This is a genomic window from Lentzea aerocolonigenes, assembly GCF_000955955.1.
GTDB classification, from domain to species: domain Bacteria; phylum Actinomycetota; class Actinomycetes; order Mycobacteriales; family Pseudonocardiaceae; genus Lentzea; species Lentzea aerocolonigenes_A.
In genome coordinates, this window is sequence record NZ_JYJG01000086.1 from 1 (window position 1) to 16,200 (window position 16,200).

Below are 16,200 nucleotides of genomic sequence, written 5' to 3' on the forward strand. Positions count from 1 at the left end.
GGCGGTCACCTTGACGTCGCCGGAGCCGGTGTCGAGCTTGAGCTCGTTCGGCGCCGACGGGTCCGTCGGCACGTCGATCTTGCGCCTGCCGCTGCCCGAGTCGCCGGTGACCTTGTACGGGCCTCCCGTTCCCGGCACCCGCAGCGTGATGTCGCCGGAACCCGAGTCGAGGCGTGCCGTGCGGGCCGAGATGAACGTCATGTCCACGTCGCCGGAGTCCGCGGTGGCGGTCACGTCGTTGTCCAGCGCCGTGCCGGTGATGCGGCCGGAGCCGCTGTGGAGCAGCATCTTGCCCTGCACCTGGTCCAGGTCGATGTCGCCGGAGCCCAGGTCGGCGGTGACGCTGCCCTTCACCCTGGAGGCCTCGAACCTGCCAGAGCCGGTGTGCGCCCTGACGTCCCCCTTGACGTCGCGCACGTAGATGTTGCCGGAGCCGTTGTCGATCTGGACGTTGCCCGCGATGTTGATCGCCTCGAACTTGCCGGAGCCGACCTTGTAGTCGACCGCGGCGACGCCCTCGATCACCGCGTTGCCCGACCCGTTGTCTGGGGACTCCACGGTGATGTCCGCGAACGGCACCTGGATCTCGTAGTTGATCGAGCAGTTGTTGCCGCAGTCGTCCAGCACCAGCGTGCTGCCCTCGATCCGGTGCGAGACACCGGCAGGCCTGTTGTCCTTGGCGTGCTCCACCCGGCGGTGGATCTTCGTCTCCGTGCCGGGCACGTAACGGATCGCCACATCTCCCGAGCCGGCGCGCACCCGCACCGACGTGTACTTGTCCGCCAGCGTGTGATCGTCGGTGAACTCGTACTTCATGATGCGGATGCCACACCCGGAGAGCAGAGCCCCCATCAGCACCGCCACCAGCGCCGTCCTCAGCATGTGCACAAAACTAGAGGTGCCGCGGCTGCGCTACACGGCAGTCAGCCCCCGAAGGCGGGGTGGGGTTGTCCCTACCCGATTCAGACGAGGTCCTGCAGGACCGCTCGCAACGCCGGAGCCGTGCGTGCGGGGTCGTTCAGGAACCGCGTCGAGGCCAGCACGTGCGCGGGTGCGATGCGCTCCCACAGCAGGCCGTCGACGGGCACCTCGGCGATGTGCAGCTCCACGCTCTGCGCCCACCGTCCGATCCGAGACTCGATGCCGCGCAGCACGTCGCCGATCGGCAGCGCCACCGGCGCCTGCACGCGGTGCAGCTGTTCGATGCCGGTCTTCAACGCCAGCACGGCGTCGCGGCTGGCCGGCCGGGTCAGCAACGCCTCGGCGTCCTCAGGCGCCGCGGGCTCGGCGCCTCGGGTGCACGCGTCGAGCGCGTCGGCCCACCAGCCAGGCCACTCCCGCGTCACGGCGGCGCGGTCGACACCCGCTGGCACCCGCACCGGCAGCGGCGGGTCCAGGCCCGGCACGTGCGGCTCGACGTCCACCGACAACGCCAGTGAGTCGCGGACGTAGAGGGCTGCCAGCAGCCCCAGGCTGACCCCGTGGCTGATGCCGGACACCTCTCGCGCGAACCTCATGGCTTCATTGTTCACTCGTTCGAGGAGTTGAGTCGTCGCGGCCGCGGATCAAGAAGGACACGATTGGCTCCAGCTCGTCCTCGTTCGGGGCGACGTCGGCTATCAGACCCTGGATCAGCAGCCCGTCGATGGCGGCGAGGAACACGCGGAACGCCACCGGATCCGCCGGGCGCACCACTTCAACGGCGAGGTCGAGCCACCGGCGTGCGGCGGCCTTCAGTTCAGGACGACGACCCGCGAGCAGGTACAACTCGTACTCGGCGAGTGTGCGCGCACGATTCTCGTCGACCGCACGAGAGAGCTCTCGGGCGATCTGACGGGGAGTGCCGCGAGCGATGATGTCCAACATGTCGTCACACAGCTCTTCTGCGACCCACAGCAGCGTGGCGATCAACAGATCGTCCAGCGACGCGAAGTAGTAGGTGGGCGCTGTCGTCGGCACGCCGGCCTCGCGCGCCACGCTGCGGTGCGTCACGCCGGACACGCCGTCGCGCTCGATCACCCGCAACGTCGCCTCGACGATGGCCCGCCGCTTCTTCTCGCCGCGCGCCTTGCGTCCATCCATGACTGCGGTCAGTGCGCCCTCCCCAACTCCAGCGTGACCACGCCTCCGATGATCAAAGCCAACCCGATGACCATCGTGGGATTCAGGGTCTCGCCCAGGAACTTCCAGCCGATGACCGCCACGGCTGCAACACCGATCGCGGACCACACGGCGTAGGCGACGCCCACGGGCATACCCAACTTCAACGCGCGCGAAAGGGCTGTGAAGGCGATCGCGTATCCGACGACGACCACAGCTGACGGCCACGGTCTGCTGAAGCCCTCGGACAGCTTCAACGACACGGTGGCGGCGATCTCCCCGACGATCGCCGCAGCGAGATACAGGTACAACACGGCGACCTCCAGGGCTGCCCAAGGATCGACACAGGACAACTACCTGAACGATTGTTCCATAAGTTTTTGATCAACTTATGGATACTTGACCGGTACGCGAGGAGACACCGGCCACGTCCAAGTGGTTACTCGCGAGTAACGTGGCCTAGACTCCCGCCATGACCCTCCAGCTGGTTCTCGGACTCGTCGCGGTAGCGGTGAGCGTCGTCGCCTGGGGCGTGTTCGTCGCCGGCATCTGGAAGATGATCAAGATCATCCGGCTCGGCCAGCCGGACCCGACGCGCACCGGCCCGTTCTGGGCACGGTTGCGGACGCTGATCGTCGAGTTCGTCGCGCACACCAGGATGGCCAAGTTCCGCTCGGTCGCCCCGTGGCACTGGATGGTGATGTGGGGCTTCCTCATCGGCTCCGCGGTGCTGTTCGAGGCCTACGGCGAGGTCTTCAACCCGCACTTCCACTGGCCGGTCATCGGCACGTGGTCCGTCTGGCTGCTGCTGGTCGAGCTGCTGGGTCTCGGCACCGTCGTCGGTGGCGTGGCGCTGGCGATCATCCGCCAGGTCAACCACCCGCGCCGCGCCGACCGGATCTCCCGCTTCCAGGGCTCCGACTTCAAGTCGGCGTACTTCGTCGAGGCGGTCGTGATCATCGAGGGTCTCGGCATCCTCGGCGTGAAGGCGTTCAAGCAGTCGAGCGGCCTGGAAGAGGCCCCGCTGTGGACGTCGTTCGTGACGCAGCCGCTGGCCCACCTGCTGCCGTCCGCCGCGATCTGGGTGTCGATCATGGCGCTGGTCAAGCTGCTGTCCGGCATGATCTGGCTGATCGTGGTCGGCCGGAACCTGACGATGGGCGTTGCCTGGCACCGGTTCTCGGCGTTCTTCAACATCTACTTCAAGCGCGAGGACGACGGCGGCGTCGCGCTCGGCGCCCTGAAGCCGATGATGTCCGGCGGCAAGGTCCTGGACCTCGAGGAAGCCGACCCTGACAAGGACGTGTTCGGCGTCGGCAAGGTCGAGGACTTCACCTGGAAGGGCGTTCTCGACTTCTCCACCTGCACCGAGTGCGGCCGTTGCCAGTCGCAGTGCCCGGCCTGGAACACCGGCAAGCCGTTGTCCCCCAAGCTGGTCATCACGCAGCTGCGCGACCACATGTACGCCAAGGCGCCGTACCTGCTCGCGGGCGGCTCGCGCGACATGGCCGGTGACGAGGTCGGCCTGACCGAGGACAAGTACGAGGACTACAAGAAGCGCCTCGAGTCCATCGACGTGCTGGCGATGGCCGAGTCCGAGCGCCCGCTGGTCGGCGGCCCGGGCGAGCTGGGCGTCATCGACCCCGAGGTGCTGTGGTCGTGCACGACCTGTGGCGCGTGCGTCGAGCAGTGCCCGGTCGACATCGAGCACGTCGACCACATCGTCGACATGCGCCGCTACCAGGTGCTGATCGAGTCGAACTTCCCGACCGAGCTCGGCGGCATGTTCAAGAACCTGGAGAACAAGGGCAACCCCTGGGGCCAGAACGCCAAGGACCGCCTGGCGTGGACCGAGGGCCTCGAGTTCGACGTGCCGGTGTTCGACGGCGAACTGGGCGACGCCGAGTACCTGTTCTGGGTCGGCTGCGCCGGTGCGTTCGAGGACCGCGCGAAGAAGACCACGCGTGCCGTCGCCGAACTGCTGCACACGGCGGGTGTTTCCTACACGGTGCTCGGCCCGGAGGAGACCTGCACCGGTGACCCGGCCCGCCGCGCCGGCAACGAGTTCCTCTTCCAGATGCTCGCGCAGCAGAACGTGGAAGTCCTGAACTCGGTGTTCGAGGACCGGCCGGTCGGTCAGCGCAAGATCGTCGTCACGTGTGCGCACTGCTTCAACACGCTGGCCAACGAGTACCCGCAGGTCGGCGGCACGTACGAGGTCGTGCACCACACGCAGCTGCTGAACAAGCTGGTGCGCGAACGCCGCCTGGTGCCGGTCGCGCCGGTCACCGAGGACGTCACCTACCACGACCCGTGCTACCTGGGCCGCCACAACAAGGTCTACGAAGCACCGCGTGAGCTCATCGGGGCGTCCGGCGCGAAGCTGCGCGAGATGCCACGCCACGAAGAGCGCTCGATGTGCTGCGGTGCCGGTGGCGCCCGCATGTGGATGGAGGAGCGGATCGGCAAGCGCATCAACGTCGACCGCGTGGACGAGGCCCTCTCGACCGCGCCGTCGAAGATCGCGACCGGCTGCCCGTTCTGCCGCGTGATGCTGACGGACGGCGTGACCGCGCGTCAGGCCGACGGCCAGGCGGGTGCGCACGTCGAGGTCGTGGACGTCGCGCAGATGCTGCTCGAGTCCGTGAAGCGCGGCCACAAGGCCCCGGCCGCAGAAGACGCAAACGCTTAGGCGGTAAGAGAAAGCCCCTCGGTCCGGTGTGGACCGAGGGGCTTTTTCGTGCGGTGGGTCAGTCGTTGTCGGTGACCTTGTCGTAGATCACGTTCAGCACCCAGCCGGTCAGGGCGACGATGATCGCGCCCCAGAACGCGGGCCAGAAGCCGTCGACGCGGAACGGCAGGTCCAGCTGCTCGGCGAGCCACCCGGTGAGCATGAACAGCAGCGCGTTCACCACGAGCCCGATCAGGCCGAGGGTCACCAGGTAGAACAAGCAGCCGAAGAACTTCACGAGCGGCTTCACGATCGCGTTGACCAGGCCGAAGATCACCGCGACGCCGATCAGCGTGAGGATTCTCGCGCCGGTGGTGCCCTCACCCAGGTCGATGCCTGGGAGGGCGGTCGACACCCAGACCGCCACGGCAGTCAGCAGCACATGCACCAAGATGCCCATGCCGCAGACTAACCGTGGCGGGTCCTATGTGGTCAGGAACGGCGGCGGCGCGCCACGAAGAACGCGCTCAGACCGGCCGCGAGCAGCAGAGCTCCCAGGCCCAGGAATCCCAGCGGCGACGCACCCGTCGACGCGAGACCGGACCTGTTGCCCGCCTGCACCACGACCGGCATGGTCGTGGTGGTAGTCGTCGCGGTCGTCGTCTCCGCCGGAGAGGTCGTGGTCGTGGTGGTCTCCGCGCCCTTCTGGACGACCTTGATCGGCCGGATCCGCACGTTGTCCCGGAACGGGTCGTCACCCCACTTGCTGGGGCGCACCAGGACGTTGACCTTCTCCAGGTCGGTCTCGCCGAGCTTCGCGCGGATCTTCACGTCGAGGCTCTGCCCCGGCAGCAACGGCGACTTGACCGCGTACTCGTCGTAGGAGCCCGGCACGGGCTCGATGCCCGGGCTGTGCGACAGGGTGTTCTTGGTCCACTGGCCGGTCGTGAACGTCGGCAGCTCAGGCGCCTCGCTGTTGTTCGTGATCCGGAACGTCGCCTCGACCTCGTCGTCCACCACGTAGACGTCCTTGGCCGGCGACAGCTCGGGCATCGTGATCGCCAGGTCGCCCTTGGGGTTGAAGTACAGGATGTCGATCGGCGCGGTCGACTCCTCGCCGATGTTGAAGACCCTCTTGCCGGTCACCCAGTCCAGCCCGCTGGAGGTCTTGGTGTCCCGCAGCGTGAGGCCCTCGCGGCGGTAGTCGGTCGCCACCAGCTCGTACCGGCCGAAGGGCAGGTCCTCGATCGCGAACTGGCCGTCCTCCGGCCGGAGCTCGATCTTCTTGCCGTTCAACGTGCCCGGCTCGAGGCGGCGTTCGCCCTCGTTGACGTCGAGGGAGCCGTTGCCGTTCTGGTCGAGGAACGAGTAGCCGACGAGCTGGCCGCCGCGCACACCGAAGTCGACGGTGCCGCCCTCGGTCGTCACGCCGTTCCTCCCCGTGTACCAGTACCGGCCGCCGACCTCGACGGTCACGACGTACTTGGCCTTGGGCAGGTCGCGGGCGACGTAGATGCCCTTGTCGTCGGTCGCGTACTCACCGACGAGCTCGCCCGTGTCCTCCTTGACGATCTTGACGATCTTCTCGTTCGGCACACCGGGCTCGTACGTTTCCACTTTGCGGTTGTCGTTGCGGTCGAACCACACCAGACCACCGATGAAGACCTTCTCCTCCTGTGCCGCGGCAGTGCCGGCCATGGGCAGGAGAAGGGCAGCCGTCGTCGCGACGGCGAAGAGCTTTCGCACGTGTATCCCCCAGAAATCCGATATCTCCACTTAGGACATCGGATCTCCGGGGGCACAGCGTTGCGTGACTCCGGTCACACGAGTGTCAGGACCTGCGGCGGCGCGCCAGGAAGAACGCTCCCGCACCTGCGACGAGCAGGAGGCCGCCCAGAGCCAGGAAGCCCAGCGGTGAGGCACCCGTGGAGGCCAGCTCGTCGTTCGTGTCGGCACCGGCCGGAGCCGCGGCCGGTGCCGAGCTGCTCGGCGCGGGCGGAGCGGTGCTCGCCGACGACGGCGTGGTCGGCGAGGAGGGCGGGTCGACCCGCACGTCGATCACGATCTCGTTGTTCGTCAGGTCGGCGTCCGGGAACTGGTCGCCACGCTCGACGAAAGCGCGCACCGAGTCCGGCGAGTCCCAGTCGAAGGTGAAGTCGACGTCGACCTTCGCGGTCGCACCGGGAGCGAGCGGTTCCTTGAGCGACATGATGTTGCCCTCGACCCGAACGGCGTTGCCGCCGACCGAGCCGACGCGGGTGTTGTGCCCGTCGAGGATGAACTTGATCTTCTCGGCGAGGTTGCCCTTGTTCGCGACCTCGATGACGGCCTTCGCGGACTCGCCGCTGCGGTAGGCGTCCTTCTCCGGCAGCAGCTTCAGACCGGTCAGCGCCGGGTCCGACTTCACCTTGAAGTAGCGCTGGTCGACCCGCATCCGCAAGTCCGCGAAGGAGTCGAGCTTGCGCGTGCGGGTCACCGGGTCGACGTCGGCGTTGGCGTTGGCGGGATCGAGCAGATAGCCGAGGTAGGCGTAGTCCGGCGCGGTCAGCGTGAGGTCGCCGATGGGCAGGTCCTCGATGATGTAGGTGCCGTCGTCCGCCGTCGGGCCCGCGGTGAGGAAGACCTGCGTGCCGTCGACGGCGGTGCCCGTCACCTGTGCCCGCGCGTGGACGTTGCCGTTGCCCGCGGGGATCTTTTGCTCGCCGGGGTTGAACACCCCGTCGCCGTTCGAGTCGACGAAGGAGTGGCCGAAGACGCGCTTGCCCCGCAACGGGATGTCGCCGTTCGTCACCGACTCGCCGGTGTTGTACCCGGTGCTCGTGGACGTGTAGATGAACAGGTCCTCGTTGTGGACCGCGTACTTCGGCCCCTTGGGCAGCTCCGCGCGGTAGCGGCCGTCCTGGCCGCCGCGGAACTCGCCGATCCACTCCTTCGTGTCGATGTTCTGGATGCGGACACCGGGACCGTTCTTGCGGATCGCGTCGCCCTCGTCGTAGACGTCGTTGGCGTTGCGATCGAAGTAGAACAGGCCTTCGACGACGATCTTCTCGTCCTGCGCTGCGGCGGGCAGGCCCGTCGCGGTGAGCACAAGGGCGGCCGTCGTCGCGACGGCCAACACGTTCTTCACTTTTGTCCCCCAGGTTCCGATTAGTCCAATGGGTAATCGGAACCTGGAGGGACAAGCGTTGCATGACTCCGGTCACACGGATCAGGGACTCCGGTCACACGGATCAGGGTCAGGTCGCCCGGAGATCACTCCGACAACGGATAGCCACCCATGTCGCACCCTCCCTCTCGCGCCAGTTAGCACGATATCGGATAGTACGAGTTCGTAGCAATTACTCCTTGCTGTTCAGAGCGAGCCGCGTGCGGCGGTGGGCCGGGCCCAGTTCGCCCGCCAGCACCTCCATGACCTGACGCAACAGGTCGCGCAGGTTCTCCAGGTCACCGCCGGGCAGCGCGGTGAAGAGGTCCTTCTCCCGCTGCGCCTGACCGGCGACGATGTCGAGGAAGATCGTGCGGCCGGCGTCGGTGAGCGTCGCGGGCAACGAGCGGCGGTCGCTGGGGTCGAGCTCGCGAACGACGAGACCGGCCTTCTCCAGCCGGTCGAGGCGGCTCGTGATCGTCGTTGCCGGGCTCAGCGTGCCGTTGGCGAGCTGCTTGGGCGTGAGCCGGTGCGGCGGCCCGATCCAGAACAGGCGGGCGAGGATCTCGTAGTCGGCGCGGTTCAGCCCGTGCGGCGCGGCGATCTCCGTGGCGAGGAAGTCGAGGTACTTGCTGATCTGGTGCACCCGGTCGACCACGCCTTCGACCACCGGATCGATCGCCGGAACCATGGCCCTCCACGACTCGACCTCGGCATCGGTGTCGTCCGCACCACGGTTGCCCATCACACGATGGTAGTTGTGCCCGCATGCAGAACGGCCCGCGTCTCTCCCGGACGCGGGCCGTTCCGTCTTACCCCCTGGTGATCAGCGTCCCCCCGGAGCAGATCCCAGCCTTAAGACACCGCAGGCCGCCGAGATGTTGCCCCGGCCCGTGAATGTCACTCGAATGGCTTAATGATCAGGCGCTGCGGCGGCGGCGAGCACCGAACAACGCCAGGCCACCGAGGACCATCGCACCCAGGCCGATCGCACCCGTGGCGACGGGGTCCGCACCGGTGTAGGCCAGCGCGGCGACCTTCTCGGCTTCCGGCTTGGCCACCGGCTTGACCTCCGGCGCGGCGGGGGCAGGCTCGCCACCACCCGGCTGAGGCTGAGGCTGAGGCTTGGCGGGCCCCGCGCTGATGTTCTTCCAGATCTGCACGTTGTTCTCCGGGTCCGAGTCGGCGTTCTCGTTGGCGACCTCCCACCTGATCTCGCCGCCGCTGAACTCCTTCTCCACCACGACCTTGGCGCCGAGCGTCTCCTCGATCCCCGGGTTCTGCCGGAGACCGTGCGCCAAGGTCACCTGCTGACCTCGCACGACCGCCCCGTAGCCGACGCTGCCCATCGGCTCCACGATGCGCAGCCCCTCCGGCAACGTCAGCGTGCCGCCGAGGGTCTCCGGCGCGTTGCCGTTGGCCACCAACGCGCCGTAGATGTCGAGGGTCTCACCCACCCTGAGGCCGCCGTCGCCGGAGATGGTGATCGGCCCGGCCTTGAGGTCGGCCCGGAGCGTGACGAAGCCCGCGTCGATCCCCGTGAGCTGCTCACCCTTGCCGACCTTGAACACGTACGACTTCGTGCTGTTCCATTCGAAATCGGAGTCGCCGTTCGGCCTGGTGAGGACGAGCTGGTCGCCTGCCGTCCTGGGGACGCTGAGCCCGTAGTCGCCGGCCGGCAGGTTGCCGAAGCAGTAGCGACCGTCCGCGCCCGTCTCGGCGAACTTGTCGAGCGCGTCCAGGCGGATCCGCCGGCCCGACAGCACCGGCTCGCCGTCCTGCCTCAGGCCGTCCTCGTTCGTGTCGCTCCACGCGGTGCCGCAGATCGAGGCGCCGCGGAAACCGAAGTAGATCGAGGAGCTGCCCGTGTCCGAAACCTCCACGTCCCTCGTCGTCGGCGTGGTGTTCGCCAGCACCTCGTCGTCGTAGACGACCTTGTACCGCCCCGTCTTCAGGTGATCGACCCGAAAAAGACCGATGTTGTCGGCTCTGTGCAGGCTGGTCTTGCCGTCCGGGTCCGTCACGAGGACACCGGCGTAGGCGATGCCCGGCTCCTGCAACTGCATCGTCCCGTCACCGTTGAGGTCGTTGAACACGCGGCCGCCGAGAGATCCGGCCGGCAGGTCGTCCTGCGCGAACGCGGTGCCGGACAGCGCCAGCGGCACGGCGATCAGCGACGTCGCGACGGTCACGGCGGCAGCCTTGATCTTGAAGCTCATTTCTTCCCCCAGAAGAAATTTGCGCAGCACGAATAAGGCCGCACATTTGAGTGGATTTCCCAGCCGCTCCCCAGCGGCCGGTCGCTATAGAGTCGTTCGGGCGCCGGGTCTGGTTGCGCCCGAGATCGAACCGTGATTTTCGCCGGTCAACGCCTCGTGTCAGGGCTGTCGGTCCGCGAGGCGAGGCCTAGAGTGATCGCCATGAGCGAGAAGCCGTCGGGCTCGGGCGAAAGCACACTCACCGTTGTCCTGGCCCTGCTGGTGAATCTGGCGATCGCGGTCATGAAGGCCGTCGCGGGCGTTTTGACCGGTTCGGCGGCAATCCTCTCCGAGGCCGCGCACTCCGTGGCCGACACGTTCACCGAGGCGCTTCTGCTCACGGCACTGCGCCGCTCGGACCGCCCGGCCGACCGCCGCCACCCGTTCGGCTACGGCAAGGAGCGCTACTTCTGGTCGCTGCTGGCGGCCGTCTCGATCTTCGCCTCGGGCGCGATGTTCGCGTTCTACGAGGGTTTCCGCACGGTCTTCGGCGAGTCGGAGGAGCAGACCAGGCCACTGGTCGGCTACATCGTGCTGGGGCTGGCTTTCATCCTGGAGTCGATCTCGTGGACGCAGGCGTTCCGGCAGGTTCGCTCGGAAGCCGAGACGCACGGGAAGGGCTTCTGGGCGTTCCTGCGCGAGTCGGACGACCCGACCGTGAAAACGGTCTTCCTGGAGGACTCCGCCGCCCTCATCGGCCTGATACTGGCCTTCGCCGGCGTGGGCCTGCACCAGCTGACCGGCTCTGCGGTGTGGGACGGCCTGGCGTCACTGGCGATCGGCGTGCTGCTGGCCCTGGTCGCGTACATCCTCGCGCGCACCAATCGAGGCCTCCTGATCGGCCGGCAGGCGGACCCGTCGATGGTGAAGGCGATCTGGCGCCGGCTCGCCGAGGTACCCGAGGTCGACGCCGTCGTGGACGTCCTGACGATGCTGATCGGCACCGACCGCGTCCTGCTGTGCGCCCGCCTGGACTTCGACGACTCGTTGGGCGCCAACGAACTGGAGCACGCCTGCGTACGGATCTCCGCGGAACTGCGCGAGGAGTTCAGCGACCTCGACGAGATCTTCCTCGAACCGGTGCCCCGCACCGATCCCGATCTCCGGCGCCGCGTGCTCGACCGGTACGGCGACCTGAGCTAGCGACGCGTGTCGGTGCGGTGGAAGTTGAGGTAGGCGCGGCTCGGCGTCGGCCCGCGCTGCCCCTGGTACCGGCTGCCTGCCTGCTTCGAGCCGTACGGGTGCTCCGCCGGGCTCGACAGCTTGAACAGGCACAGCTGCCCGATCTTCATGCCGGGGTGCAACGTGATCGGCAGGTTCGCGACGTTGGACAGCTCCAGCGTGATGTGGCCGGAGAAGCCGGGGTCGATGAAGCCCGCCGTGGAGTGGGTGAGCAGCCCCAGCCTGCCGAGGCTGGACTTGCCCTCGAGCCGCCCGGCCAGGTCGTCCGGCAGCGTCACCATCTCGTACGTCGACCCGAGCACGAACTCGCCGGGGTGCAGCACGAACGGCTCACCATCCGCCGTCTCGACCAGGCTCGTCAGCTCGTCCTGCTGCATCGCCGGGTCGATGTGCGTGTACTTGGTGTTGTTGAAGACCCGGAAGAACCGGTCCAGTCGCACGTCGATGCTCGACGGCTGAACCATCTCGACGTCGAACGGGTCGAGCAGCAGACGGCCCGACTCGACCTCTTTGCGCAGATCCTGGTCACTCAGCAGCACCCGGACAGGCTAACCGAAGTCTGCGGGATGTCTCGTTGCACGCCTGTGTATGATCGGCAACGAGCTTGACCTGCGGGTGTAGTTCATTGGTAGAACGACAGCTTCCCAAGCTGTAGAGGCGGGTTCGATTCCCGTCACCCGCTCCACTTCGAAGGCCCTCCTCGTGAGGGCCTTCGGTGTTTCCAGGGCTCCCAGAAGGCCTGCTGGTTAACGTGCGTGCATGACCTACGACCTCGCGGTCTGGGAAGGCGAACAGCCTCCCGACGACAAGGCCGGCGCCGCCACGTTCGCCGAGCTCTACAACACCTACCTCGGCGAGGACTCGGTCGACGTCGAGCCGACACCCCGGATCCGCGCGTACGTCGAAGCGCTGCTCGAGCGGTGGATCGACATGACCGAGGACGAGGAGGACATCAGCCCTTGGTCTGCCGGGCCGCTGATCGACGAAGCCAGCGGGCCGGTCATCTACTTCGCGATGCGCCACAGCATGGCGGACGAGGTGTCCGCACAGGCCGCCGCGATGGCCGCGGAGCGAGGGCTGGTGTGTTTCGACCCGCAGTTGGACCAGCTCCGGCCAGCCGCGGCCGAGCGCCGCTGAGCTCGAGTGCGTGATGCCGGCCAGTCGTTCATGATCAGGCCGGTTGCGGTCGTCCCGCCTGGGACCGAGTCGGTGCGGTCCGCAGACGGGTGATCTGCCCGCGGTTGCGGGCCCGGGCGGCCCGGCGCTCCCCGGCCTCGGCGAGCACTGCGGCTCTGGCTTTCTCACCGGCGTCGAACGCCGCCGGAGAGAAGCGGTCGCTGGCTCTGACGTGTCGTTCCCAGTCGTCCTGCCAGAACTCCACGGTCCAGCCCGGCCACAACTCTGGTACTTCGTAAGCCTGTGGCGAGGAGTAGAGGGACCACCAGCCCAGATGCCGGCGTTCCGGGTCGAGGTGGATGCCGGCGTTGACGTGCAGGGTGCAGTTCCCGTGCCCAGGGGCGTTCGCCAGGCGGTCGAGCAGGGCGACGCCCTCGCGGACAGGGTGGTCGAAGGCGCCAGAGGCGACGTGGCAGCGGCCCGTGTCTACCGTGATCACCACACCGCCTGGGTCGGGCCCGGCCAAGTCCTCGTCGTCGGGGGCGAGGAACGGGGCCGAAGTCGCGTCCGAATCGCGGCAGCGGACGTACTCCGGGTCCAGCCCGACGTACTCACGCAGTTCGGCCGAGCCGTCGTAGAGCCAGCGGACCTCCCAGCCCGGCCACGCGGCTCGGATCAGCTCGAACATGGCCGTGCGGTGGCGGAGTTCGGTGCTGGGCCCCTCCCAGGCGAAGAACAGGAGCACTTTCCTGCCGAGGTCGAGCAGTATCCCGCCCTGGGCCGTGGTGTCGTCCAACCACCAGCCGTCTTGGCGGAGTCCGGGAAGCATCGCTAGAACCGGCGTCGGCCCTTCCAGCAGGTCGAGGTCGATTCCGACCGCCCAGCCGGTCCGGTACAGCTCATGTGTGCCGTTCTCGCGGACCACGATGACGTTGGCTCTGTCTCCCACCGGGTCAGGATGACCGGGCGGGAGGCTGTCGACCATCCGTTTTCGGCGGGTTCGACTCCCGTCACTCCCTCCACACGAAGGCCCTCGCGACTCGCGGACCTTCGTCGTTTCCGTCCAATGGCAGGTCTCGCCGGCGCCGCGCCCGTGATCGATGGATCGGAAATGAAAGTTCATCTGCGCGAATTGGAATTCTTCACTCGATCAGGTGAGGCTTGCGCGGGTCAGATGGTTTCGACAGGTAAGAAGTAACCCTTCCGATCGCTCTTTCGATGAACTCGGAGTGTTCGATTGACTGATCGGCCCGCCTGATATCCGCCCGGGCAGCCCGAATTCGCGCGGAGTGACGTCCTCGCATTGTCGGCGACTCCGGGCGGACTGTTTCACCTGCGAGCCCGTTGGAGGTGGGATGTTAGTCCTGAGCGGCTCGACCTTTCCCATTCAGGAATGGAGTGAGTTGGACTTCGACGCCCTGAGCGCCGAGATGCGGAAGCTCCGCGAGAACGTCGCCGGAGTGACCGACACGGTGATAGCCGCGGCCGACGGCATCCCCATCGTCGCCGACGTCGCGAAGAACCTCGACGCCGCGCACATCTCCGCGCTGGCCGCCAGCGACCTCGGCATCGCACGCCAGGCAGCGGAGATGAACGGTCTGGGCGCGCTCAGCCAGACCGTGGTGTTCGGCAGCGAGGGCTACATGGCCGTGTACGCCATCGGCCGGCTGTCGTTGCTGGTCGTGCTCGGGGACAGGGGGATGAACCTCGGCCGCCTCCTGCACGAGTCCCGGCCCGTGATCGAACGAGTCGGCGCGATTCTGGCCGCCTAGCCGATGGCGACGCTCGGATCATTCTTCTCAACCACGATTTCTTCCGCATGGAGGCGTGTCCGCATGCCGTCGAGACACCGGAAAGCGGCCACGTCGTCCCAACCACCAGTCGACCCAGGGAAGTGGATTCTGATGAACATCGATGTCGCGTTGAAAGAGGCCATGTCCATCGCCGGCGCGGTCGGTGTCGCGCTGGTCGACTACGACAGCGGGATGTCGCTCGGCACCAGCGGCGGCGGCGACTGGCTGAACCTGGAGATCGCGGCGGCCGGGAACACCGAAGTCATCAGGTCGAAACTCCGGGTGATGGCGGCACTCGGCCTCAACGACAGCATCGAGGACATCCTCATCACGCTGCACCGCCAGTACCACCTGATCCGGTTGATGGGCGGGGTGAAATCCAGAGGGTCGCTCTTCCTCTACCTCGTGCTGGAAAGAGAGGCCGCGAACCTCGCGATGGCGCGGCACCAGCTCAAGCGCATCGAGTCCGATCTGCAGGTCTGAGCGGCACGGCGAAGGCTCTCGGGCGCGGGGGCCTTCGCCGTTTGGAGCCAACCGGTAGAGTGGCCTCCCCCGGCGTTCGGAGATGTCACCGTGACGGTCTTCATCAGCCACTCCTTCGACAACCAGCCCGAGTTCGAGAACGTCACGGACAAGCTGGACCAGCTGGCCGTTCCGTACTGGCATCCGTCGGAGATCAAGACCGGCAGCGCCTCGCTCAGCGATCAGCTTCGTGCCGCCGTGCAGCAGTGCTCCGTGTGCATTTTCGTGGCGACCCGCGCATCGGTGAAGTCGAGCTGGTGCGGAGCTGAGCTGGGGGCGTTCTGGGGTGCAGGCGTGCCGATCATCGTCTACCTGGCCGAGGCGTCGTTGCCGGAGCAGGAGCTGCCGCCGATCCTTCAAGGTGGGGTGTGGGAGCGGAAGTTGTCCGTCGTGGCGTCCAGAGCGGCGGAGCTGCGGAGCCATGGCCGCAACATCTCTCCGCGGCCGAGCACGCTGGTGTCGACCATGAACGCCCAGCAACTCGAGAAAGTCGTGACGGGCGCTGTTTCCCTGGTGTTGGCGCAACAGGCCAAAGAGCCGGCCCAGTTCGACGTCGAATCGGTCTCTTCTCAGGCCGCGGGCCGCGTTCTGCGTGCCGGGGCTGCCGTCGGGTTGCTCCGGAACGACGAGTGGAAGCGGCGCATCCTGTGGGTCGACGACCGTCCTGAGAACAACCGCGCTGAGCGAGCCGTCTTCGAGTCGTTCGGCATCCAGTTCACTCTTGCCACGTCGACAGACCAGGCGATGGACGTGCTCGGCGAACGCAGGTTCGCGGCGATCATCTCGGACATGGGCAGAGCCGAGGGGCCGCAGGAAGGCTACGTCCTGCTGCACCAGATCCGGTCGCGCGCCGACTCGACACCGTTTTTCATCTACGCGGGTTCGAGGGCACCCGAGCACCGGCTCGATGCGGAGGCGCGCGGGGCACAGGGCGTGACGAACAATCCGTCCGAGCTCGTGGACATGGTGACCAAGGCGCTGGAAAGGACCGGCTAGTCGACCGGCAGGCCCCACGGGCGCCGGTCCAGTTCCACCCAGCCGCCACCCTGGGCCAACGCAGCGCGCACACCCGCCACGTGGTCCGCGAACGACGCGAGGTCGCCGTGCAGCAGTTCGGCACGTTCGACGTCCAACGGGTGCGTGTCGTCGTGCCACAGGTCGACCGGGAACGAAGCCACGAACGGCATGGACTGCAAGAGCTGCAACAGAGCCACCGACGGCTGAGCAGACTCGGCGAGATAGGAGAGGCGGATGTCCTCGCACGCCGCCAGCAGGTCGCGGACCTGGCGGATGGCGTCGGCTGGGGTGCCGTCCCACGACGGGTCCGGGTAGACGCGGTCGCTCAGCTCCAGCCACAGCCGCCACCCGGCGGCCAGTTCGGCGTCATCTGCAGGAAACCACGTGCCCATGACA

At 67.2% G+C, this 16,200-nt stretch carries 18 protein-coding genes and 1 tRNA gene; 7 read left to right on the top strand and 12 right to left on the bottom strand.

Features of this window, described 5'->3' with window-relative positions; translation table 11 throughout:
* The 4 genes from UK23_RS14365 to UK23_RS14380 form a co-directional block, all read right to left on the bottom strand.
* On the bottom strand, positions 1-882 hold an 882-nt coding region (locus UK23_RS14365; protein WP_156213099.1), incomplete at its 3' end, for a DUF4097 family beta strand repeat-containing protein.
* A gap of 80 nt (positions 883-962) precedes the next feature.
* Positions 963-1,517 carry a hypothetical protein gene (locus UK23_RS14370; RefSeq protein ID WP_045311998.1) on the bottom strand — a complete coding sequence of 185 codons (555 nt, stop codon included), beginning with the start codon at positions 1,515-1,517 and terminating at the stop codon, positions 963-965.
* 4 nt (positions 1,518-1,521) lie between these two features.
* Positions 1,522-2,082, bottom strand: coding sequence for a TetR/AcrR family transcriptional regulator (locus UK23_RS14375; RefSeq protein WP_045311999.1), 561 nt, complete (start codon positions 2,080-2,082; stop codon positions 1,522-1,524).
* An 8-nt stretch (positions 2,083-2,090) separates the two neighbouring features.
* On the bottom strand, positions 2,091-2,414 hold the full coding sequence (locus UK23_RS14380; protein ID WP_045312000.1) for a DMT family transporter: 324 nt from the start codon (positions 2,412-2,414) through the stop codon (positions 2,091-2,093).
* Positions 2,415-2,572: 158 nt separating this feature from the next.
* On the opposite strand from UK23_RS14380, the gene UK23_RS14385 reads away from it, so the two are divergent.
* On the top strand, positions 2,573-4,792 hold the full coding sequence (locus UK23_RS14385; RefSeq protein ID WP_045312001.1) for a (Fe-S)-binding protein: 2,220 nt from the start codon (positions 2,573-2,575) through the stop codon (positions 4,790-4,792).
* A 58-nt stretch (positions 4,793-4,850) separates the two neighbouring features.
* Here UK23_RS14385 and UK23_RS14390 read toward each other — a convergent pair whose 3' ends face one another.
* The 5 genes from UK23_RS14390 to UK23_RS14410 form a co-directional block, all read right to left on the bottom strand.
* Positions 4,851-5,231, bottom strand: coding sequence for a phage holin family protein (locus tag UK23_RS14390; protein ID WP_045312002.1), 381 nt, complete (start codon positions 5,229-5,231; stop codon positions 4,851-4,853).
* A 32-nt stretch (positions 5,232-5,263) separates the two neighbouring features.
* Positions 5,264-6,517 carry an SdrD B-like domain-containing protein gene (locus UK23_RS14395; protein WP_045312003.1) on the bottom strand — a complete coding sequence of 418 codons (1,254 nt, stop codon included), beginning with the start codon at positions 6,515-6,517 and terminating at the stop codon, positions 5,264-5,266.
* An 85-nt stretch (positions 6,518-6,602) separates the two neighbouring features.
* Positions 6,603-7,898: an LPXTG cell wall anchor domain-containing protein gene (locus UK23_RS48620; protein ID WP_052684661.1), complete on the bottom strand. Its 1,296-nt coding sequence runs from the start codon at positions 7,896-7,898 to the stop codon at positions 6,603-6,605.
* 211 nt (positions 7,899-8,109) lie between these two features.
* Entirely contained in the window at positions 8,110-8,661 is a 552-nt protein-coding gene (locus UK23_RS14405; RefSeq protein ID WP_045312004.1) for a MarR family winged helix-turn-helix transcriptional regulator, read from the bottom strand.
* Positions 8,662-8,836: 175 nt separating this feature from the next.
* A complete protein-coding gene (locus tag UK23_RS14410) occupies positions 8,837-10,135 on the bottom strand; it encodes an SdrD B-like domain-containing protein (protein WP_045312005.1) in 1,299 nt (432 codons plus the stop codon).
* 201 nt (positions 10,136-10,336) lie between these two features.
* Between UK23_RS14410 and UK23_RS14415 the strand changes: the two genes are divergently transcribed.
* Positions 10,337-11,317: a cation diffusion facilitator family transporter gene (locus UK23_RS14415; RefSeq protein ID WP_045312006.1), complete on the top strand. Its 981-nt coding sequence runs from the start codon at positions 10,337-10,339 to the stop codon at positions 11,315-11,317.
* Here the strand turns inward: UK23_RS14415 and dcd are convergent.
* On the bottom strand, positions 11,314-11,895 hold the full coding sequence (dcd, locus tag UK23_RS14420) for a dCTP deaminase (protein WP_045312007.1): 582 nt from the start codon (positions 11,893-11,895) through the stop codon (positions 11,314-11,316). The genes UK23_RS14415 and dcd overlap by 4 nt on opposite strands.
* Before the next feature lie 72 nt (positions 11,896-11,967).
* Between dcd and UK23_RS14425 the strand changes: the two genes are divergently transcribed.
* Positions 11,968-12,041, top strand: a tRNA-Gly gene (locus UK23_RS14425).
* A gap of 74 nt (positions 12,042-12,115) precedes the next feature.
* The gene (locus UK23_RS14430) at positions 12,116-12,493 is read left to right on the top strand and encodes a hypothetical protein (protein WP_045312008.1); all 378 of its coding nucleotides are present in this window, start codon (positions 12,116-12,118) and stop codon (positions 12,491-12,493) included.
* 34 nt (positions 12,494-12,527) lie between these two features.
* On the opposite strand, the gene UK23_RS14435 is transcribed toward UK23_RS14430, so the two are convergent.
* Positions 12,528-13,421, bottom strand: coding sequence for a hypothetical protein (locus UK23_RS14435; RefSeq protein ID WP_156213100.1), 894 nt, complete (start codon positions 13,419-13,421; stop codon positions 12,528-12,530).
* 454 nt (positions 13,422-13,875) lie between these two features.
* Between UK23_RS14435 and UK23_RS14440 the strand changes: the two genes are divergently transcribed.
* The 3 genes from UK23_RS14440 to UK23_RS48625 all read left to right on the top strand — a co-directional run bounded on the left by UK23_RS14440 (position 13,876) and on the right by UK23_RS48625 (position 15,783).
* Positions 13,876-14,244 (top strand): roadblock/LC7 domain-containing protein, encoded by a 369-nt coding sequence (locus UK23_RS14440; RefSeq protein ID WP_045312010.1) that lies wholly within the window; start codon positions 13,876-13,878, stop codon positions 14,242-14,244.
* A 132-nt stretch (positions 14,245-14,376) separates the two neighbouring features.
* Entirely contained in the window at positions 14,377-14,748 is a 372-nt protein-coding gene (locus UK23_RS14445; protein WP_045312011.1) for a hypothetical protein, read from the top strand.
* A 90-nt stretch (positions 14,749-14,838) separates the two neighbouring features.
* Entirely contained in the window at positions 14,839-15,783 is a 945-nt protein-coding gene (locus UK23_RS48625) for a TIR domain-containing protein (protein WP_052684662.1), read from the top strand.
* On the opposite strand, the gene UK23_RS14455 is transcribed toward UK23_RS48625, so the two are convergent.
* The gene (locus UK23_RS14455) at positions 15,780-16,196 is read right to left on the bottom strand and encodes a hypothetical protein (protein WP_045312012.1); all 417 of its coding nucleotides are present in this window, start codon (positions 16,194-16,196) and stop codon (positions 15,780-15,782) included. The two genes, UK23_RS48625 and UK23_RS14455, sit on opposite strands and share 4 nt — an antisense overlap.
* Between the last annotated feature and the right edge of the window lie 4 nt (positions 16,197-16,200).